Source organism: Pseudomonas sp. McL0111, from assembly GCF_052567255.1.
In genome coordinates, this window is sequence record NZ_CP199585.1 from 5,399,050 (window position 1) to 5,417,078 (window position 18,029).

The 18,029-nt window shown below is 56.7% G+C and carries 20 protein-coding genes; 10 read left to right on the forward strand and 10 right to left on the reverse strand.

Features of this window, described 5'->3' with window-relative positions:
- Position 1: 1 nt before the first annotated feature.
- Complete coding sequence (locus ACTWLJ_RS24460; protein WP_445178806.1) at positions 2–619, forward strand: hypothetical protein; 618 nt, start codon at positions 2–4, stop codon at positions 617–619.
- Between the two features lie 26 nt (positions 620–645).
- On the opposite strand, the gene ACTWLJ_RS24465 is transcribed toward ACTWLJ_RS24460, so the two are convergent.
- Complete coding sequence (locus ACTWLJ_RS24465) at positions 646–1,665, reverse strand: AbrB family transcriptional regulator (RefSeq protein ID WP_445178807.1); 1,020 nt, start codon at positions 1,663–1,665, stop codon at positions 646–648.
- A 133-nt stretch (positions 1,666–1,798) separates the two neighbouring features.
- Positions 1,799–2,221 (reverse strand): HD domain-containing protein, encoded by a 423-nt coding sequence (locus tag ACTWLJ_RS24470; protein ID WP_445178808.1) that lies wholly within the window; start codon positions 2,219–2,221, stop codon positions 1,799–1,801.
- Between the two features lie 164 nt (positions 2,222–2,385).
- Here ACTWLJ_RS24470 and ACTWLJ_RS24475 point away from each other — a divergent pair, with 164 nt between their 5' ends.
- Entirely contained in the window at positions 2,386–2,817 is a 432-nt protein-coding gene (locus ACTWLJ_RS24475; RefSeq protein WP_445178809.1) for a hypothetical protein, read from the forward strand.
- Positions 2,818–2,879: 62 nt separating this feature from the next.
- Here the strand turns inward: ACTWLJ_RS24475 and ACTWLJ_RS24480 are convergent, their stop codons facing one another.
- Positions 2,880–3,164, reverse strand: coding sequence for a hypothetical protein (locus ACTWLJ_RS24480; RefSeq protein WP_445178810.1), 285 nt, complete (start codon positions 3,162–3,164; stop codon positions 2,880–2,882).
- A 283-nt stretch (positions 3,165–3,447) separates the two neighbouring features.
- Here ACTWLJ_RS24480 and ACTWLJ_RS24485 point away from each other — a divergent pair, with 283 nt between their 5' ends.
- Positions 3,448–3,948 (forward strand): Hcp family type VI secretion system effector, encoded by a 501-nt coding sequence (locus ACTWLJ_RS24485; protein ID WP_445178811.1) that lies wholly within the window; start codon positions 3,448–3,450, stop codon positions 3,946–3,948.
- The gene (locus ACTWLJ_RS24490; protein WP_445178812.1) at positions 3,941–4,654 is read left to right on the forward strand and encodes a DUF4225 domain-containing protein; all 714 of its coding nucleotides are present in this window, start codon (positions 3,941–3,943) and stop codon (positions 4,652–4,654) included. The genes ACTWLJ_RS24485 and ACTWLJ_RS24490 overlap by 8 nt, the downstream gene beginning before the upstream one ends.
- Here ACTWLJ_RS24490 and ACTWLJ_RS24495 read toward each other — a convergent pair.
- The 5 genes from ACTWLJ_RS24495 to ACTWLJ_RS24515 all read right to left on the reverse strand — a co-directional run bounded on the left by ACTWLJ_RS24495 (position 4,634) and on the right by ACTWLJ_RS24515 (position 10,717).
- Positions 4,634–5,191 (reverse strand): hypothetical protein, encoded by a 558-nt coding sequence (locus ACTWLJ_RS24495; RefSeq protein WP_445178813.1) that lies wholly within the window; start codon positions 5,189–5,191, stop codon positions 4,634–4,636. The two genes, ACTWLJ_RS24490 and ACTWLJ_RS24495, sit on opposite strands and share 21 nt — an antisense overlap.
- Positions 5,192–5,363: 172 nt before the next feature.
- A complete protein-coding gene (locus ACTWLJ_RS24500; protein ID WP_401210134.1) occupies positions 5,364–5,912 on the reverse strand; it encodes a cupin domain-containing protein in 549 nt (182 codons plus the stop codon).
- A gap of 424 nt (positions 5,913–6,336) precedes the next feature.
- Positions 6,337–7,620 (reverse strand): NAD(P)/FAD-dependent oxidoreductase, encoded by a 1,284-nt coding sequence (locus ACTWLJ_RS24505; RefSeq protein WP_401210131.1) that lies wholly within the window; start codon positions 7,618–7,620, stop codon positions 6,337–6,339.
- Between the two features lie 49 nt (positions 7,621–7,669).
- Entirely contained in the window at positions 7,670–9,160 is a 1,491-nt protein-coding gene (locus ACTWLJ_RS24510) for an aldehyde dehydrogenase (RefSeq protein WP_401210128.1), read from the reverse strand.
- A 180-nt stretch (positions 9,161–9,340) separates the two neighbouring features.
- Positions 9,341–10,717, reverse strand: coding sequence for a glutamine synthetase family protein (locus tag ACTWLJ_RS24515; RefSeq protein ID WP_445178814.1), 1,377 nt, complete (start codon positions 10,715–10,717; stop codon positions 9,341–9,343).
- A gap of 285 nt (positions 10,718–11,002) precedes the next feature.
- On the opposite strand from ACTWLJ_RS24515, the gene ACTWLJ_RS24520 reads away from it, so the two are divergent.
- The 5 genes from ACTWLJ_RS24520 (at position 11,003) to ACTWLJ_RS24540 (ending at position 16,381) form a co-directional block, all read left to right on the forward strand.
- The gene (locus tag ACTWLJ_RS24520; RefSeq protein WP_445178815.1) at positions 11,003–11,764 is read left to right on the forward strand and encodes a gamma-glutamyl-gamma-aminobutyrate hydrolase family protein; all 762 of its coding nucleotides are present in this window, start codon (positions 11,003–11,005) and stop codon (positions 11,762–11,764) included.
- 369 nt (positions 11,765–12,133) lie between these two features.
- Positions 12,134–13,276, forward strand: a complete 1,143-nt coding sequence (gene potA / locus ACTWLJ_RS24525; protein ID WP_401210120.1) for a polyamine ABC transporter ATP-binding protein — start codon at positions 12,134–12,136, stop codon at positions 13,274–13,276.
- Between the two features lie 29 nt (positions 13,277–13,305).
- Positions 13,306–14,187, forward strand: coding sequence for an ABC transporter permease subunit (locus ACTWLJ_RS24530; protein WP_401210418.1), 882 nt, complete (start codon positions 13,306–13,308; stop codon positions 14,185–14,187).
- Complete coding sequence (locus ACTWLJ_RS24535; protein WP_401210117.1) at positions 14,184–15,062, forward strand: ABC transporter permease subunit; 879 nt, start codon at positions 14,184–14,186, stop codon at positions 15,060–15,062. Before ACTWLJ_RS24530 ends, ACTWLJ_RS24535 begins: the two co-directional genes overlap by 4 nt.
- Before the next feature lie 221 nt (positions 15,063–15,283).
- Positions 15,284–16,381, forward strand: coding sequence for a polyamine ABC transporter substrate-binding protein (locus ACTWLJ_RS24540; protein WP_445178816.1), 1,098 nt, complete (start codon positions 15,284–15,286; stop codon positions 16,379–16,381).
- Positions 16,382–16,661: 280 nt separating this feature from the next.
- Here the strand turns inward: ACTWLJ_RS24540 and thpR are convergent, their stop codons facing one another.
- On the reverse strand, positions 16,662–17,201 hold the full coding sequence (gene thpR, locus ACTWLJ_RS24545; RefSeq protein ID WP_445178817.1) for an RNA 2',3'-cyclic phosphodiesterase: 540 nt from the start codon (positions 17,199–17,201) through the stop codon (positions 16,662–16,664).
- A gap of 103 nt (positions 17,202–17,304) precedes the next feature.
- Between thpR and ACTWLJ_RS24550 the strand changes: the two genes are divergently transcribed.
- Positions 17,305–17,499 (forward strand): hypothetical protein, encoded by a 195-nt coding sequence (locus ACTWLJ_RS24550; RefSeq protein WP_445178818.1) that lies wholly within the window; start codon positions 17,305–17,307, stop codon positions 17,497–17,499.
- A 174-nt stretch (positions 17,500–17,673) separates the two neighbouring features.
- Here the strand turns inward: ACTWLJ_RS24550 and ACTWLJ_RS24555 are convergent, their stop codons facing one another.
- Positions 17,674–18,027, reverse strand: coding sequence for a DUF1428 domain-containing protein (locus ACTWLJ_RS24555; protein ID WP_401210107.1), 354 nt, complete (start codon positions 18,025–18,027; stop codon positions 17,674–17,676).
- Positions 18,028–18,029: the final 2 nt, after the last annotated feature.

Genomic DNA, 18,029 nt, shown 5'->3' on the forward strand with positions numbered 1-18,029 from the left:
TATGAATTTTTTCCGCCGGATACTTTCTTCGCTAAAACCTGCCCCACAAGAGCAAATAGTCGGATACAGCAAGGAAGAACTGGAGAAACTGTTCTCTCTCCCCTTGCCTGCTTTCGACTTTCCTGATTATCCTTCCATTTCATCCTTGATCAATGTGGGAATTAACGCCTACTACTCCTGCTTTCTCGTCGACCTTAATGATACGTCGGAGTTCGAAGCACTCGTAACATCCAATTTCCAGAAAGAAAACAAAAGATCCTTTAACAGTCTACCTGTATACGAGTTAAAAAATCCACCAACCAGCTTTCGATTGATATATTTTATATCTATTCGAGAATTCAACTCTGCGACGATCCGCTTAGTTACCAATAGCTCTGAATTTCTATTATTACTGAGTCAAAAAAATTTCCCCGCACCGCCACCATGGATAGCATTTCAAGGTTATGAACCCATATGGTGGGGCGGTAACATGGAAGGTGCTCAGGGCTATTATGAAAACAACTATTTTTTTCCTTTTTTTACTAGCCTGAATACCAATGAAAAACAGGCCTATTACGCGAGATTTAATGCCACAGAAGAATGGATCAATAGGCTTGAGCTTATGTACGACGACGAATAACGTCATTTTTATGGGTGCCTGTGTACTCAGGCACCTGCCCGCCCTCGCCGTACCTGCACCAACAACGCCGGCGCGAAATGCAGCAGCACCATCCGGCTCAGATGGTGAGTCAGGATAAACACCACATTCAGCCCGCCGCCAAACGCGACGATGGCAATAGTTTCAATCGCGCCCGGCATGTACGCCAGCCACAGCGACAGCGGATCGCTGCCCAGGAACCGCGCCGCGACTTCCGCGAAGGCTGCCGCAACCACGATCATCAACCCTACCGATACCAACGCCGTACGTCCGTGGCGCCCCAACTCCGCGATTCCCAGTCCCTGAAAGCGCGAACCGATGCGCACGCCGAGAATCAGTGCTGCCAGATTCAGGCTCCACTCCGGCATGTGAAAGCCGTGCAGCCATCCCGATTTGACGAACACAGCGGTGATGATGATTGCCGTGAGCATGAACGGCGCGGGCACGCCGATCACCAACAGCAGTCGACCGAGCAGCACACTCAACGCGATAACCGAAAACGCAGTCAGCGCCATGCCTGTCGTTAAAGGATCACCGTTGGCAATAGCCACCGCTGCCTGCCCCGGAATCAAAAAGCTCACCAGCACGGTGATCAGCAACAGCCGTATCAAGTGCACGATGATTACCTTGCTCGAGGCCTTTTCTGACTCCAGCAGATCAAACACCGCCGCCAGTGCTCCCGGATAAACCGCCAACAGTGCATCGGTGCGATTCCAGCCTGCGCCGCGAGTCAGCCACAAGGCAGCCAGCGCGATTTGCACGGTCAGGCAGATCAACAACACGCCGAGGCTCGGCAGCATGGTTGCCGCCGTCTCACTGTCCCACGCCTCGAACATCAGCCCGGTGGCAATGCCCAGCGTGACCTGGATGTAGCCCAAGCCATACGGCGTTGCGGGGGCGAAACCGAATTTGCTGGCGACCAGTGCAGTGACGACAATCGAACCCAACAGCAAACCGTGGGGTACGCCTTCAAACTGCAACACAGCGCCGAAACCAGCGGCGATCAACAAACATAGAATGGATTTCATAGTTGCCTTCCTGGCTATCAAATACCCCCCTGTAGGAGCTGCCGAAGGCTGCGATCTTTTGATCTTGATCTTGAAAAAACAGGATCAAAAGATCGCAGCCTGCGGCAGCTCCTACAGGGGATCGTGTTTGTATTTACGAGCGTAACCTTCCGATTGCCCGGCGGTATTTTTCGATCCGTTCCAGATCCTCCCAACTTGGCGAGGCGATGCGCGACAGGTCGCTGTTCTCTTCCAGATCCGCCAGTTTCACTGACCGGCCAATCGGATTCATCGCTGCGCGTTCGACGAAATCCTCGTAGGATTCGCCCGGGATCTTGGTTACCGATTCGATAGCGCTCAACACTTCTTCGCTGAAACCTTCCTTGCGCAGATCCTCAAGGCTGACGCCGCAATCCTCGACCACATCGTGCAGCACGGCGACGATGCGCTCTTCCAGCGTATTCATCCGCAACATGACCTTCAGCGGATGCAGAATGTATGGCGCACCGCCCTTGTCCACTTGCCCGGCATGCGCAGAAGCAGCGATGGCGATAGCGCGTTCGAGTGTCTGAGTCATGGGTTATGTTCCAATCCTTGGCACTAGATGTTTCCGATTGTTTCTCAGTCTGCGCCACCGCGCAAATCAAAAAGCCGATTGAACCTTGGCCCTCGGCGCAATCTCGAAACCAAATAAGCGCCAAATCAACGATCAGACACGGCGCCATTGGAGAGGAACCGCCGATGAACATCCGACATCTGCTGCTGATCGCACCGTTTTGCATCATTCCGAGTTGCGTCATGGCCCAGGGTTGCGACGTCCAGACCCGCTCCTCCAGCCCTTCAGTGCCAGCGGTGGAAACCCACAGCTGCTACGAATACGAAGGCGTGCCGGTCGATGCCATCGACTGGTCGTGCAGTAACGAAAGCAAAGACATGCTCAACAGCACCAAGAAAAAAGTACCGCAATGCGCCGATCGCTATGAGGCGACGTGCATTGCTACTCTGACTCAGGAGTCCTTGGTAAACCCGCATTCCACCAGTAAGGACAAGAGCGCCAAGGCGCTGAACATCCCGAAAAATGCGCAGGTGACCACCTATTACTACGGGGCTGAACATTTGAGTCAGGCGAAGATTGATTGTGAGAACGCTGGTGGCGAGTGGAAGGCTAAATAGTCACTTATGAACATCCACAAAAAAGCCCGGCACTGTGCCGGGCCTGGTCTTTCTACGATGCATTAGCCACCACCGTTGCCACCGCTGCTGCTGCCAGTCGATTGGCCTGCACCACTGGGTTTGGAACCCGCAGGTGTCGGCCCGTTATCGGTCGTATTGCCGTCCGCGCCTTTGGGCAGCGATGCGGCACCAGGATCGGCGTTCGTCGACTCCGGTGCCGGCTGGCGGGTCTGGCTGGTGCCGTCGTTGGCTGTCGGTGTTGGCGTCTCGCCGGCAGCGACCGCGTATAACGAGCTGCCAGACAAGAGTGCCGCCAGGGTAAATGCCACAACTTTTTGATTCAGCATGTTGGCTCTTCCTTTGCGTGGTGAGTTACAGCATTGGAAGAACCGTTGGGGCGAAGGTGCGGTGTGTCAGACGAGTGGTGATTTGGAGGGGTGAAAAAAACCGACGCCTGTTCAGGCATCTGTTTTTCGGTTTAGGCATTTCAGAATAATCACCAGCGTCTTTCCGCTCACGCTGTACGACACTTCCGAATATCGTAACAAGCAAACCAGCGTCTATGCGCCTTGGCTTTATTGACGATTACTCTTCAAACAAGAGTTTTCCATTCAATACAGCAGAACATCCATGGCCAACCACAGCTACATGAGCATTACCGGAAATCGGCAAGGACTGATCTCCGCCGGCTGCTCCAGCACCCACTCAATCGGCAACAAATGCCAGTCAGGTCACCTCGACGAAATCATGGTTCTGGCCTATTCGCACAACATGACCACCGGCAATGACGGCGGCGTCACCGCCGATCGTGGCAAACATCTGCCAATCATGATCACCAAGAACATCGACAAATCCTCGCCCCTCCTCTCCACCGCACTTCACGAGCGCGAAATGCTCGACTGCACAATCTTCTTCTATCGAACCTCCCCCGCCGGCACGCAGGAAAAATACTTCAAAATCCACATAGCCGGCGCAAAAATCGCGCACATCAACCTACAGGTTCCTCACGCCATCCATTTAAACGATGCACAGCCGCAGGAATTGGTCTCGTTCACTTATCGCGAGATCAGTTGGACACACATTCAGGCAGGCACAAGCGGTTTCAGTTCCTGGGGAAATAACGATGAATGAGGATTCGTGTGACATTAACGATGTCACACGGGCAGCTTCCGATCTGGTCGCTTTCGGATGCCAGATCGGTGCAACTCAGTTGTACGACAGTTTCACCCAGCTCAAGTTTGGCGAGATCGTTTCGGCTTATGCGAATGAGATTGTTCGTGCGGTGGATGAAGGTGTTATCAGTGCGAAGCAAGGGTTGCAGGAGCTCAGGGAGGAGTATTCAGCGCTTTCTACCAAGTCCATGTTCTATTTCCAGAATGGCGTGAGCGTTGTTTCAGGAAGTTTACAGTTTCAGGCTGGCGCCGTACTACTTGGAACCAGTCGAGGGACATCTCTTGTTCCGTCCGCCTTTTTGTTAGGGCATGGCGCAAATAATATTTATGAGGGTTTTGGGAACATTTATAACGGTCCCAGCGAACCTGGAGTAACCGGCCCAATAAGAATGGCATACCAGAATATCCTGGGTAGCAAGACGGGCAACATGACTTATTACTCCGTCGATCTTTACCTATCCATTTACGGGATGATGAGCTTTGTTCGCAAAGAACATTCCGTGCAACTCTTCAACAAGGACCCCATCAATTATGAACGAGCACATAAGCAGGCGGGTGCTCTGGCGTTGGCACTCGAAGCAATTTCGGACAGCATTACGTTGTACTCCATTGAAAAAGAATCAAAGACCGTTGAACCTATTACCTCATTTACGCTGACGAAATGATCGCTGATAAAAACTCAAATAACAAAACAGCCCGACAAAAAACAAAAACGAACCTCCCGCAATTATAAAATCCGAAACACCAGCTAGCAGATCATTTTTTTTGAAATAAGGGGCAAATATATAGGTTGCGACCATCGACACAACAACTATCTGAATCCAAACCGCTCGCAAGCTGTAATACTTATCCTCAACCCTCTCACCACGATAGGCATTTCGAAGACGAGGGACATAGTAAACAAGACCAAAAATCGCAAAAACCAAAAAAGTCATCCAGAAAAAAATCCAGAATAATGGCTCTTCTATTTCAAATAACTGGCGCATACCGCCCATAAAAATCATTGCGTAAAATCCAGCAGAGGCGACTACCAAGCCTGCAACGCTAAAGTAATATCGAAGATCATCCAGCCTCACAATCCAACTCCAAAACATGAAAACCATTAACACAATCAAACCGAACACACAGGTAAGAACAACCTCGTAAAAAAGCTGCACTGCAATCCCGACAAACGAAAAAATGGCACCAAGCAATGTAACCATGCCAGAAAAACCATAACGTCATCGACCTTGCATCATCACGCGAGCATTCAGAATGCTCCTACAAATTAAAACCAGCAATCCTACAAACTTTTCCTCGACTCAAAAAAAATCCGACACCCTTTAAAAAGGTGTCGGATTTACTTGCAACTTATGGTTTTTACTTAAAAACCATTCAGAAGTTAGCCGGCGTATTCGCACTAATAATCTCAGCCTCGTCCGCCCCGATATTCCGGAACTTATGCGGCAGCGTCGTCGGGAAGTAATACCCATCCCCGGCATTCAACACGCTCACCGCCCCATCAACCGTCAACTCCACAGTCCCACGAGTCACCAACCCACACTCCTCGCCTTCCGCATGCACAATCGGCTCTTCCCCGGAACTCGCGCCCGGCGCGTATTGTTCGCGCAGCAAGCGCATCTGGCGGCTCGGCACCGAGGCGCCGATCAGCAGCAGACGCAAGCCATCACGGCCGAGGTCTGGCTGTTCGTTGGCGCGGAATACGTATTGATGCTCACGCGGCGGCTGGTCGAAGGTGAAGAAGTCGGCCAGGGACATCGGTATGCCTTCGAGCAGCTTTTTCAGTGAGCTGACGGAAGGGCTGACGCGATTCTGTTCGATCAGGGAGATGGTGGCATTGGTCACGCCGCTACGCCGGGCCAGCTCGCGCTGGGAGAGTTTGTAGCTTTCGCGTACTAGTTTGAGTCGAGAACCCGTATCCATGACAGCCTTATGTGAGAACGACTTAAGGGCGATGGGGGTGGGTGGCGGGTGACGCGCCGGGGCGCGGATCACGTTGCTCCCGTGTCCCGGAACCGTGAAAGGCGGCTATTAAATCACGTTTGGTGGTGTTGCTCAGCAGGTTCGATGGGCGGTGGGGGAAAAGAGCCTGCCAAGGTTGATTGCCGGGTAAACACAAGACCTGTGGGAGTGAGCCTGCTCGCGATGAGGTGGCACTTTCAACATCCCTTTTGCTGACAGGCCGCCTTCGCGAGCAAGCTCGCTCCCACAGGGTTTGTGGTGTTTCAGGGAAAGTGATGGTGGCTGTTTTGGCCTTATCGCGAGCAGGCTCACTCCTACAGTTTTAGCTTCGGTGCGTCAGTTAAAAAACCGGCGGGGTCTTGGGGACCGCCGCCGGTGAGGTAACTTAGATGCCGAAACGGTCACGCAGCGAGTAGTACACGGCGCCCATGGCGGTCAGCGGTGCGGAGAAGGTCCGGCCACCGAGCATTGGCATATGTGGCAGCGAGGCGAAGGCGTCGAAGCGTTCGGCGTCGCCACGGATCATTTCCGAGATCAGCTTGCCGGCCAGGTGCGAGCAGGTCACGCCGTGGCCGCTGTAGCCTTGCATGTAGTAGGCGTTTTTCTCGATGCGGCCAAATTGCGGCATGCGGGACATGGTCAGCAGGAAGTTGCCGGTCCAGCGGTAGTCGATTTTCACGTCTTTGAGCTGCGGGAAGGTCTTGAGGATCTTCGGGCGGATCAGTTGTTCGATGTCGTCCGGTTCACGCGCGCCGTAGACCACGCCGCCGCCGTAGAGCAAGCGGTTGTCGGCAGTCAGACGGTAGTAATCCAGCAGGTAATTACAGTCTTCGACGCAATAGTTGTTGGTGATCAGACTGCGCGCCTGCTTTTCGGTCAACGGTTCGGTGACGACGATTTGCGAGCCGCACGGCATGCTTTTCGCGGTCACGCGGTTGTCCAGACCTTGCGGCAGGTACGCGTTGCCGGCGATCAGCAGGTACTTGGCGCGTACCTGGCCTTTGGCAGTGCGTACGACGTTTGGCTCGCCGTACTTGATTTCCACGGCGGCGGATTGCTCGTAGATCTTGCCGCCCAGACGCACGATGGCTGCGGCTTCACCGAGGGCCAGGTTCAGCGGGTGAACGTGGCCGCCCTGCAAGTCGAGCAGGCCGCCGACGTAGGCATCGGAGCCGACTTCGCGACGAATCTCTGCCGCATCGAGCATCTTCAGATTCTTGTTGCCGTAGCGTTCCCAGCTGCGTTTTTGCTCAGCCAATCCGCCCAGTTGTTTCTTGTTCATCGCTGCGAAGATGCCGCCCGGGCGGTAGTCGCACTTGATGTCATATTCCTTGATGCGCGAACGAATGATGTCGGCGCCTTCGAAGATCATGCTGCCGAGGATTTCCGCAGTCTTGTCGCCGTAACGCTGCTCGATCACATCGACGTCGCGGCTATAGGAGTTGACCAGTTGACCGCCGTTGCGACCGCTGGCGCCGTAGCCGACTTTCGCCGCTTCCAGCACCGTGACTTTGTAGCCGGCCTCGGTGAGGAACAGTGCCGAAGACAGACCGGTGTAGCCAGCGCCGATGATGCAAACGTCGCACTCCACCGACTCTTCGAGAGTCGGGAAGTCGATGGTTTCGTTGCGAGTGGCGGCGTAGTAGCTGTTGACGTGTTGTTGTTTCATACGTTTCTCCGATGGCCGCAGGAGTCCTGCGGCCGCCGCTGTAAAAGAATTAGAGCTTGATCCAGGTCGCTTTCAGCTCGGTGTACTTGTCGAACGCGTGCAGCGATTTATCGCGGCCGTTGCCCGACTGTTTGAAGCCACCGAACGGCGCGGTCATGTCGCCGCCGTCGTACTGGTTGACCCACACGCTGCCAGCACGCAGGCCACGAGCGAAGTTGTGCGCCTTGCTCAGGTTGCTGGTCCAGACACCGGCAGCGAGACCGAAGATGCTGTCGTTGGCGATGTGCAACGCTTCTTCAACAGTGTCGAAGGTGATCAGCGACAGCACCGGGCCGAAGATCTCTTCGCGGGCGATGGTCATGGCGTTGGTCACACCGTCGAACAGCGCCGGTTCCACGTACAGGCCACCGGTGTCTTCGAGGGTGCGTTTGCCACCGGCAATCAGTTCAGCGCCCTGCTCGCGACCAATGCTGATGTAGCGCAGCACGTTGTCCAGTTGGCGCTGATCGACCACAGCGCCAACGGTGGTGGCAGGGTCGAGTGCATGCCCCGGTTTCCACGCTTGCAGCGCTTCAACCAGCAGCGGAATGAACTGCTCGCGGATCGAACGTTCGACCAGCAGACGCGAACCTGCGGTGCAGACTTCGCCCTGGTTGAAAGCAATGGCGCCGGCCGCTGCTTGTGCTGCCGCGCGCAAATCCGGTGCGTCGGCAAACACCACGTTCGGGCTCTTGCCCCCTGCTTCGAGCCAGACGCGTTTCATGTTGCTTTGGCCGGCATAAATCATCAGTTGCTTGGCGATAGCGGTCGAACCGGTGAAGGCCAGAACGTCGACATCCATGTGCAACGCCAGCGCTTTACCAACGGTGTGACCGAAGCCCGGCAGGACGTTGAACACGCCTTTCGGGATACCGGCGTCGAGGGCGAGTTGCGCGATGCGAATCGCGGTCAGCGGCGACTTTTCTGAAGGCTTGAGGATGAACGAGTTACCGGCAGCCAGCGCCGGGGCGAACTTCCAGCTGGCCATGATCAACGGGAAGTTCCACGGCACGATGGCCGCGACCACGCCGGACGGCTCGCGAGTCACCAGACCCAATTGATCGTGCGGTGTGGCGGCGACTTCGTCGTAGATTTTGTCGATGGCCTCGGCGCTCCAGCGGATCGCGTTGGCGGTCGCCGGGATGTCGATGCCCATCGAATCGCTGATCGGCTTGCCCATATCGAGGGTTTCCAGCAGCGCCAGTTCTTCCTGATGTTGCAGGATCAGATCAGCGAAGCGGATCAGGATGCGTTTGCGCTCGGCCGGGGCTTTTTTCGCCCAGATGCCGGACTCGAAAGACTGCCGTGCAGCTTCAACGGCGAGGTTGGCGTCGGCTTCATCGGTGCTGGCCACGGAGGCGAGGAAACGGCCGTCGACGGGGCTGATGCACTCGAAGGTTTCACCGCTGATTGCCGGGCGGTATTCGCCGTTGATGAAGGCACGGTTTTCGATGGTTAGGGACTGGAAGCGTTGTTCCCAGTCGCTGCGGGTAGTTGTCATTGTTGTGGCTCGACAAGGGGGATTGTGTGACGAGCGAACGCCCGCCAATCAAAATCTGGTAACCCGATCCACTGTAGGAGTGAGCCTGCTCGCGATAGCGGTAAACCAGTCAATAGAGATGTCGACTGACCTGGCCTCATCGCGAGCAGGCTCACTCCTACAGGGGTTTGGGTTGGTCTTTTAGACCGTGTGCAGATACCAGTTGTACTCAAGGTCAGAGATCGAGTTCTCGAACTCGGCCAGCTCGCTTTCCTTGCACGCGACGAACACGTCGATGTACAGCGGGTCGATGTACTTGGCCATGACTTCGCTGTCGTCCAGCTCACGCAAGGCATCGCGCAGGTTGTTCGGCAGGCTCTGTTCGTTCTGCTCGTAGCTGTTGCCTTCGACTGGCGCGCCCGGTTCGATCTTGTTGGTCAGACCGTGGTGAATACCGGCAAGCACAGAGGCCATCAGCAGATACGGGTTGGCGTCGGCGCCGGCTACACGGTGTTCGATACGCACGGCGTCGGCCGAACCGGTTGGCACACGCACGGCCACGGTACGGTTATCGATGCCCCAGCACGGCGAGTTCGGCACGTAGAACTGTGCGCCGAAACGGCGGTACGAGTTGACGTTCGGGCAAAGGAAAGCCATTTGCGCAGGCAGGGTCTCCAGCACACCGCCGATCGCGTGGCGCAATGCGGCGTTCTGCTCGGGCTCCTCACTGGCGAAGATGTTGTTGCCTTCTTTATCCAGAATCGAAATGTGTACGTGCAGACCGTTGCCCGCCTGGCCCGGATACGGCTTGGCCATGAAGGTGGTGTCCATCTCGTGGTCGTAGGCGATGTTTTTCACCAGACGCTTGAGCAGGACTGCGTAGTCGCACGCCTTGATCGGATCGGAGACGTGATGCAGGTTGACTTCGAACTGCGCCGGGGCGCTTTCCTTGACGATGGCGTCAGCCGGGATGCCCTGCTCTTTCGCGCCTTCGAGGATGTCTTGCAGGCAATCGACGTACTCGTCGAGGTCGTCGATCAGGTAGACCTGAGTCGAGACCGGACGCTTGCCGGAAACCGGCGAACGTGGCGACTGCGGACGACCGTTCACGTTGTCCTGGTCGATCAGGTAGAACTCGAGTTCGAATGCGGCGCAGATGGTCAGGCCCAGTTCGTCGAACTTGCGCACTACGTTGGCCAGCACTTCACGCGGGTCGGCGAAGAACGGCTGACCTTCGATTTCGTGCATGGTCATCAGCAGTTGAGCGGTCGGGCGTTTTTGCCACGGCTCGATGCTCAGGGTGCCCGGGATCGGGTAGCAGATACGGTCAGCGTCGCCGATGTCCAGACCCAGGCCGGTGCTTTCCACCGTGGAGCCATTGATGTCGAGAGCGAAAAGCGAGGCTGGCAGGTTAATGCCTTTCTCGTAAACCTTATGAAGACTGGTGCGCTCGATGCGCTTGCCGCGCACCACACCGTTCATATCCGCAATCAGAAGGTCGACGTACAAAACCTCAGAATATTTCTTAAGGAATGCGTTTGCTTCGTTGAGTTGAACGGCACGCAGAGGGACCGACATGATGCACCTATTTTTTAGCTGTTAATTATTATGTTCACTGCCCTTTCACGAGCCCAGTCAATCCGAAAGGCAAAGTGAAGTCAATAGCGAACACCTGGCCGCTCAGCGTTTATTTTTAGGCGCTTTCAGGGCGCTTGCGTGCCAAATCCACCGCCAGAGCCCCGAGAATCATGAAGATTTGATGAACGGCGTTTAGAATTTTTTACATGGCAGTTGTTAATTAAAATAAACGCGGATAAGCTCCGGAAAAGCTCGTTCAAGTGTCAAACTTCGAGGTGAATAAAAATGGCATTCAAGCCATTGATCGGTGTTACTGCGTGCGTCAAACAGATTGGCCTGCACCCCTACCATGTCAGCGGCGACAAGTACTTGCGTGCTGTCAGCGTTGCAGCTCTGGGGTTGCCAGTGGTCATTCCTTCTTTAGGCGACCTGACTGAAATCGAGGACCTGCTGGGTCAACTCGACGGTCTGTTGCTGACCGGCTCGCCGTCGAACGTGGAACCTTTCCACTATCAAGGCCCGGCCAGCGCCCCCGGCACGGATCACGATCCGGCGCGGGACGCCACGACCCTTCCTTTATTACGTGCAGCCATTGCGGCGGGCGTTCCGGTGCTCGGCATTTGCCGGGGTTTCCAGGAAATGAACGTGGCTTTCGGCGGCAGCCTGCACCAGAAGGTGCATGAGTTGCCGGGCATGCTCGATCACCGCGAGGCCGACAGTCCGGACCTTGCCGTGCAATACGCCCCGGCCCATGCGGTCAGCGTCTTGGCCGGCGGTGTGTTCGAGGCGCTGGAGCTGCCTGCGCAGTTTCAGGTCAACTCGATCCACAGTCAGGGCATCGACCGACTCGCACCAGGCCTGCGGGCTGAAGCCGTGGCGCCGGATGGCCTGATCGAAGCGATCTCGGTGGAGCACAGCCCGACGTTTGCCCTCGGCGTGCAATGGCACCCGGAATGGCAGGTGCGGGACAACCCCGTGTACCTGAGCATTTTCCAGGCGTTCGGCGAGGCTTGCCGGCAACGAGCGGTGCGACGCAACAAGCGCTGACAAAACCAGCATTACCTAAACGATTTACTGCCCCCACGGGGTCGGCGGCTGCGCGTGTGCGCATCCGTCATCCGTGACTACAACAAACCGTAATAACAACAAGTACTACCAGGCAGCCAGGACGGCGGCGCCGACCAAGCCGGATCGGCAGGAGTGTTGTCAGGCGGATCAATGCAAAACCCTGTGGGAGCTGGCTTGCCAGCGATGAGGCCGTCACCTTTGACATCAAAGGTGACTGACCTGCCGCCATCGCGGGCAAGCCCGCTCCGACAGGGAATGTGATCCGATTGAAGTTGCTCTTGCAGGCTTGCAATCCACTTAAGCCCGGCCACTTTTGGCCCGGCGACTGAAACCTGTTGGGAGTTTCACATGGCAAACGCCTCCAGCACTTACAGGAAGGCTCTTGAAGGTCACCAGCAACCGAAAAAGGTTCTGGTGAAAATCGATCGCGTAACCAAGAAGTTCGACGAGACCACTGCGGTGGACGATGTGTCCCTGGAGATCCATCAGGGCGAAATCTTCGCCCTGCTCGGTGGCTCCGGTTCGGGCAAATCGACCCTGCTACGGATGCTCGCCGGCTTCGAGCGCCCGACTGACGGACGGATTTTCCTCGACGGCGTCGACATCACTGATATGCCGCCGTACGAGCGGCCGATCAACATGATGTTCCAGTCCTACGCGCTGTTCCCGCACATGACCGTGGCGCAGAACATCGCCTTCGGCTTGAAGCAGGATCGTTTGTCAGCCAGCGAAATCGACGCCCGCGTCGAAGAAATGCTGCGCCTCGTGCACATGACCCAATACGCCAAACGCCGCCCGCACCAGTTGTCCGGTGGTCAGCGTCAGCGTGTCGCCCTCGCCCGCTCTTTGGCCAAACGTCCGAAGCTGTTGCTGCTCGACGAACCGATGGGTGCGCTGGATAAAAAGCTGCGTTCGCAGATGCAACTCGAACTGGTGCAGATCATCGAGCGCGTCGGCGTAACTTGCGTGATGGTGACCCACGACCAGGAAGAGGCCATGACCATGGCCGAGCGCATCGCGATCATGCACCTCGGCTGGATCGCACAGATCGGCAGCCCGGTGGACATTTACGAAGCACCGGTCAGCCGCATGGTCTGCGAATTCATCGGTAACGTGAACTCGTTCGACGGCACCGTGGTTGAAGACCTTGAAGGTCACGCGATCATCCACAGCCCGGACTTGCAGCAAAAGATCTATGTCGGTCATGGCGTCAGCACCTCGGTGCAGGACAAGTCGATCACCTACGCGATCCGCCCGGAAAAAACCCTCGTCAGCACGATCAAACCCGAAGGCCGCTACAACTGGTCCGAAGGCAAAGTGCATGACATCGCCTACCTCGGCGGCCACTCGGTGTTCTACGTCGAGCTGCCTGGCGGCAAGATCGTCCAGTCGTTCATGGCCAACGCCGAACGTCGCGGCGCGCGTCCGACCTGGGACGATCAGGTCTACGTCTGGTGGGAAGACGACAGCGGCGTGGTACTGCGCTCATGAGAACCTTCAATCAGCAATTCCTGCGCCTGGTGCCCAGCGGGCGAAAACTGGTGATCGGTATTCCGTTCATCTGGCTGTTCCTGTTCTTCATGCTGCCGTTCTTCCTGGTGATGAAGATCAGTTTCTCGGAAGCCGCGCTGTCGATCCCGCCTTACACCGAGATCTACACCTACGCCGAACAGAAATTCCAGCTGCTGCTGAACATCGGCAACTACACCATGCTCGGCGAAGACGAGCTGTATCTGTCGGCCTACCTCGGTTCGCTGAAAGTCGCAGCGCTGAGCACGCTGATGTGTCTGGTGATCGGTTTCCCGATGGCCTACGCGATCACCAAAGCCAGCAAGGAAGCGCAAAACGTCCTGCTGCTGTTGATCATGATGCCGACCTGGACCGCGATCCTGATCCGCGTTTATGCGTGGATGGGCATCCTCAGCAACAATGGTTTGCTCAATGCGTTTCTGATGTGGACCGGGCTCACGGATCACCCGATCGAGATCCTCAACACCAACACTGCCGTGTATATCGGCGTGGTGTATGCGTATCTGCCGTTCATGATCCTGCCGCTCTACGCCAACCTCGTGAAGCACGACGGCAGCCTGCTGGAAGCCGCGTCTGATCTGGGTTCGAGCAACTTCAACAACTTCTGGAAAATCACTGTACCGCTGGCCAAGAACGGGATTATTGCCGGCTGCATGCTGGTGTTCATTCCGGTGGTTGGTGAGTTCGTGATTCCGGAGCTGCTGGGTGGTCCGGAGACGCTGATGATCGGGCGTGTGCTGTGGCAAGAGTTCTTCAATAACCGCGACTGGCCGGTGGCGTCTGCTCTGGCGGTGGTGATGCTGTTGATCCTGATTGTGCCGATCCTGCTGTTCAACCGCAGCCAGGCCAAAGAGATGGAGGGACGGGGATGAAACGCTTCGGTTTTGCTAAGTTCATGCTGATTTTCGGCCTGACGTTCATCTATCTGCCGATGCTGATCCTGGTGATCTACTCGTTCAACGCCTCGAAACTGGTGACGGTCTGGGGCGGCTGGTCGATCAAGTGGTACGCCGGCCTGCTCGACAACACGCAACTGATGGGCTCGGTAGTGCGCTCGCTGGAAATCGCCTGCTACACCGCGATTGCTGCGGTGGCGCTCGGCACATTGGCCGCGTTCGTCCTGACTCGCGTCACGCGTTTCAAGGGTCGCACGCTGTTCGGTGGTCTGGTTACCGCGCCATTGGTAATGCCTGAGGTCATCACCGGTCTGTCGCTGTTGCTGCTGTTCGTGGCGATGGCGCAACTGATCGGCTGGCCGCAGGAGCGTGGCATCGTCACGATCTGGATCGCCCACACCACGTTTTGTGCAGCCTACGTTGCCGTGGTAGTTTCCGCCCGCCTCCGCGAGCTGGATCTGTCGATCGAAGAAGCCGCCATGGACCTCGGTGCCAAGCCGTTCAAGGTGTTTTTCCTGATCACCATTCCGATGATTGCACCGTCGCTGGCGGCGGGCGGGATGATGTCGTTTGCCTTGTCGCTGGATGACCTGGTGTTGGCGAGTTTCGTATCCGGCCCGGGTTCGACGACGCTGCCGATGGAAGTGTTCTCGGCGGTGCGTCTGGGTGTGAAGCCTGAGATCAACGCCGTGGCGAGCCTGATTCTGCTGGCGGTGTCGCTGGTGACGTTCCTGGTCTGGTACTTCGGTCGCAGGGCAGAAGCCAACCGCAAACGTGCGATCCAGGAAGCGATGGATCAGACCGCAAATGAATCGTGGCAACAGCCGCAACGCGCGGCCACCGCAGCTTAAAATTTAGCGGAGATCCAATGTGGCGAGGGGATTTATCCCCGTTGGGTCGCGAAGCGGCCCCAAAACCTGTACTCGCGTAGAACCAGATAGATCGCGCGAAGGTTTTACGACTGCTTCGCAGCCGAACGGGGATAAATCCCCTCGCCACAGAGCTTCCTCGCCACAGGTTTCGCGCACTACTGAAGTGTTGTGTTTTGAATAAAAAGAATGGAGTTGTACCGATGAAAATGTTTGGCAGAACGCTGCTGACACTGTCCTTGATAGGCGTGATCGCCACAGGCGCCCAGGCCAGCGACAAGGTTCTGCGTGTTTACAACTGGTCGGATTACATCGCCCCGGACACCGTAAAAAAGTTCGAGGACGAAACCGGTATCCGCGTGACTTACGACGTGTTCGACAGCAACGAAACCCTTGAAGCACGCTTGCTCGCGGGCAAATCCGGCTACGACCTCGTGGTGCCGTCCAACAGCTTTCTGGCCAAGCAGATCAAGGCCGGGGTCTATCAGACACTGGACAAATCCAGGCTGCCGAACTGGAAGAATCTCAACCCGGTGCTGCTGAAAAACGCCGCCGCCAGTGATCCGGATAACGCTCATGCGTTCCCGTACATGTGGGGCTCGATCGGCATCGGCTACAACCCGGACAAGGTCAAGGAAGTGCTCGGCGCCAATGCCCCGACCAACTCCTGGGACTTGCTGTTCAAACCGGAGAACGCCGAAAAACTGAAAGCCTGCGGCATCAGTTTCCTCGACTCGCCGACTGAAATGCTTCCGGCCGCCCTGCACTATCTGGGCTATCCGGTGAACGACAAAGAGCCCAAGCACATCGCTGAAGCTGAAGCGCTGTTCATGAAGATTCGGCCTTCGGTGGCGTACTTCCATTCCTCGAAGTACATCTCGGATCTGGCCAACGGCAACATCTGCGTCGCGGTCGGTTACTCCGGCGACGTGTTGCAGGCCAAGGCTCGCGCCGAAGAAGCCGGCAACAAAGTGCAGATCAAATACAGCATTCCCAAGGAAGGCGCCGGCAGCTTCTACGACATGGTCGCGATCCCGCGTGATGCCGCCAACGTCGAGAACGCTTACCTGTTCATGAACTTCCTGATGCGTCCGGACATCATCGCCGAGATCACCAACAGCATCGGCTACAGCAACGCCAACGCAGCGGCGACGCCACTGGTGGATGAAGCCATCCGCAACGACCCGAGCTCTTATCCGCCGCAGGACGTGATGGCGACGTTGTATGCGGTGCCGGATCAGCCGATTGCCACCCAGCGGATCATGACCCGTGGCTGGACCCGGGTGAAACTCGGCAAGTAACCCGCGCTTTATTGGTTGACTGAAGATTGTGGCAACACTGAAGAACCTGTGGGAGCTGGCTTGCCAGCGATGGCGGTGGTTCAGACGACAACGATGTTGAATGTACCGACCTCATCGCGGGCAAGCCCGGCTCCCACAGGGATTCAGTGCGGTTCAAGAATTTGCTGTTTTCCCGTTCACGCAGCGCCTTACCACCGCTGCACCCTCTCTATGAACGGCCTCACCCGGCTCCCTCGGCTCGGGTGAATTCAGGCGCCCTCGGGCGCCTTTTTTTGTCGGTTCAGGTCAGCGACCATTCCGCCAGTGCGCGGTAACGGCCCTTGTGCGATTCGAACAAGGCGAAGTGCTCGGCACGCATGAAAAATTCTGGCGGCGTGACGGATTCCGGCTCCGGCGCACGGTAGTCACGGGCCAATGTCAGGTGTGGGCGAAACTCGCGTGGTGATGCCTCAAAGCCGAACGGCAACATCGCCTGTTCCAGCGCGTAAACCAATCGCAGCAACGACTTTGGCGCCTGTTCCGGCGCCAGCGACAACACCCCGGCGCGATGCCAGACCTGCAAACGATCCAGCGAAATCTTCAGCGCCTCACCCGGCGTACTGACCTTGGCTGCAGCCTCGCAAACTTCACCAATCTGCGCCAGCGGCACTTCGCCGAGAAACAGCAGGGTCAGATGAAAGTTGTCGGCTGGCACCGGTTTGCCGGTTCTCAGGCTCAACTCCGCGCGCCACTGGGCAATCGCCTTGCGCTGCGCAGGTGAGCAATCCAAGGCGAAAAACAGCCGTTTTGACGGGGCATCCCTGCGTTTTTCATCGGTCATGGCCCTGCTCCTTCACTCGTCGTCGGCCGATTCTACACAGCCTTATCTGACGACCTGTGACACGCAGCTATAGTTCATGGATTGCCATCAACCGGAGACCGCCATGCGCGAGATCCTCAGCAAAGAACCGTGGTGGGCCAGACCACCCGGCCCCGGGCAGGATGAAGCCGAGCTGGAATGGGGTTGGCTGGTGCATTACAGCGAGGGTGAGCCGCGTTTTGAATTCGTCCAGGAGCGACCGTCTGATGAGCAGATCCGCAACCGCAAAAGCTGCCGGATCACGCCGTCTTCAGACTAACCACAAAATCTGTGGGAGCCAGCCTGCTGGCGAAAGCGGCGGATCAGTCGATAGAGATATTGACCGGGCCGGCCCAATCGCTAGCAGGCTAGCTCCCACAAGGATTTGTGGTGTTCAAGAAACCGAGGCATCCCACAGGGTTTTGTGGATTCACAGATGTCACTCACACCGGCTTCAGGCTTGAATGATGAATTTGAAGCCGCCAAAGATCATCCGCTGCCCGTCAAACGGCATCGGATTGACGTCCGGTTGCATACGCGGATCTGCCATCATTTTTGCCATGCCGGCATCACGCGTGGCCTTGTCCGGCCAGATCAACCAGCCGGCGACCACGGTCTCGCCTTCCTTGAGTTTCACCGCCATCGGGAACGACGTGAGCTTGCCGTCCGGCACATCATCGCCCCAGCAATCCACCACGTTCAGGGCGCCGTACTCTTTGAACAGCTTCGCGGCGATTTCGGCGTGTTTTTTATACTGTTCAAGGTGGGTGGAAGGCACTGGCGCTACAAAAATATCGACGTAAGACATGC

Excerpts from the sequence above, each read along its gene's own strand:
- ACTWLJ_RS24460 (WP_445178806.1), top strand. The coding sequence starts at position 2 with ATGAATTTTTTCCGCCGGATACTTTCTTCGCTAAAACCTGCCCCACAA.
- ACTWLJ_RS24465 (WP_445178807.1), bottom strand. The coding sequence starts at position 1,665 with ATGAAATCCATTCTATGTTTGTTGATCGCCGCTGGTTTCGGCGCTGTG.
- ACTWLJ_RS24470 (WP_445178808.1), bottom strand. The coding sequence starts at position 2,221 with ATGACTCAGACACTCGAACGCGCTATCGCCATCGCTGCTTCTGCGCAT.
- ACTWLJ_RS24475 (WP_445178809.1), top strand. The coding sequence starts at position 2,386 with ATGAACATCCGACATCTGCTGCTGATCGCACCGTTTTGCATCATTCCG.
- ACTWLJ_RS24480 (WP_445178810.1), bottom strand. The coding sequence starts at position 3,164 with ATGCTGAATCAAAAAGTTGTGGCATTTACCCTGGCGGCACTCTTGTCT.
- ACTWLJ_RS24485 (WP_445178811.1), top strand. The coding sequence starts at position 3,448 with ATGGCCAACCACAGCTACATGAGCATTACCGGAAATCGGCAAGGACTG.
- ACTWLJ_RS24490 (WP_445178812.1), top strand. The coding sequence starts at position 3,941 with ATGAATGAGGATTCGTGTGACATTAACGATGTCACACGGGCAGCTTCC.
- ACTWLJ_RS24495 (WP_445178813.1), bottom strand. The coding sequence starts at position 5,191 with ATGGTTACATTGCTTGGTGCCATTTTTTCGTTTGTCGGGATTGCAGTG.
- ACTWLJ_RS24500 (WP_401210134.1), bottom strand. The coding sequence starts at position 5,912 with ATGGATACGGGTTCTCGACTCAAACTAGTACGCGAAAGCTACAAACTC.
- ACTWLJ_RS24505 (WP_401210131.1), bottom strand. The coding sequence starts at position 7,620 with ATGAAACAACAACACGTCAACAGCTACTACGCCGCCACTCGCAACGAA.
- ACTWLJ_RS24510 (WP_401210128.1), bottom strand. The coding sequence starts at position 9,160 with ATGACAACTACCCGCAGCGACTGGGAACAACGCTTCCAGTCCCTAACC.
- ACTWLJ_RS24515 (WP_445178814.1), bottom strand. The coding sequence starts at position 10,717 with ATGTCGGTCCCTCTGCGTGCCGTTCAACTCAACGAAGCAAACGCATTC.
- ACTWLJ_RS24520 (WP_445178815.1), top strand. The coding sequence starts at position 11,003 with ATGGCATTCAAGCCATTGATCGGTGTTACTGCGTGCGTCAAACAGATT.
- potA (WP_401210120.1), top strand. The coding sequence starts at position 12,134 with ATGGCAAACGCCTCCAGCACTTACAGGAAGGCTCTTGAAGGTCACCAG.
- ACTWLJ_RS24535 (WP_401210117.1), top strand. The coding sequence starts at position 14,184 with ATGAAACGCTTCGGTTTTGCTAAGTTCATGCTGATTTTCGGCCTGACG.
- ACTWLJ_RS24540 (WP_445178816.1), top strand. The coding sequence starts at position 15,284 with ATGAAAATGTTTGGCAGAACGCTGCTGACACTGTCCTTGATAGGCGTG.
- thpR (WP_445178817.1), bottom strand. The coding sequence starts at position 17,201 with ATGACCGATGAAAAACGCAGGGATGCCCCGTCAAAACGGCTGTTTTTC.
- ACTWLJ_RS24550 (WP_445178818.1), top strand. The coding sequence starts at position 17,305 with ATGCGCGAGATCCTCAGCAAAGAACCGTGGTGGGCCAGACCACCCGGC.
- ACTWLJ_RS24555 (WP_401210107.1), bottom strand. The coding sequence starts at position 18,027 with ATGTCTTACGTCGATATTTTTGTAGCGCCAGTGCCTTCCACCCACCTT.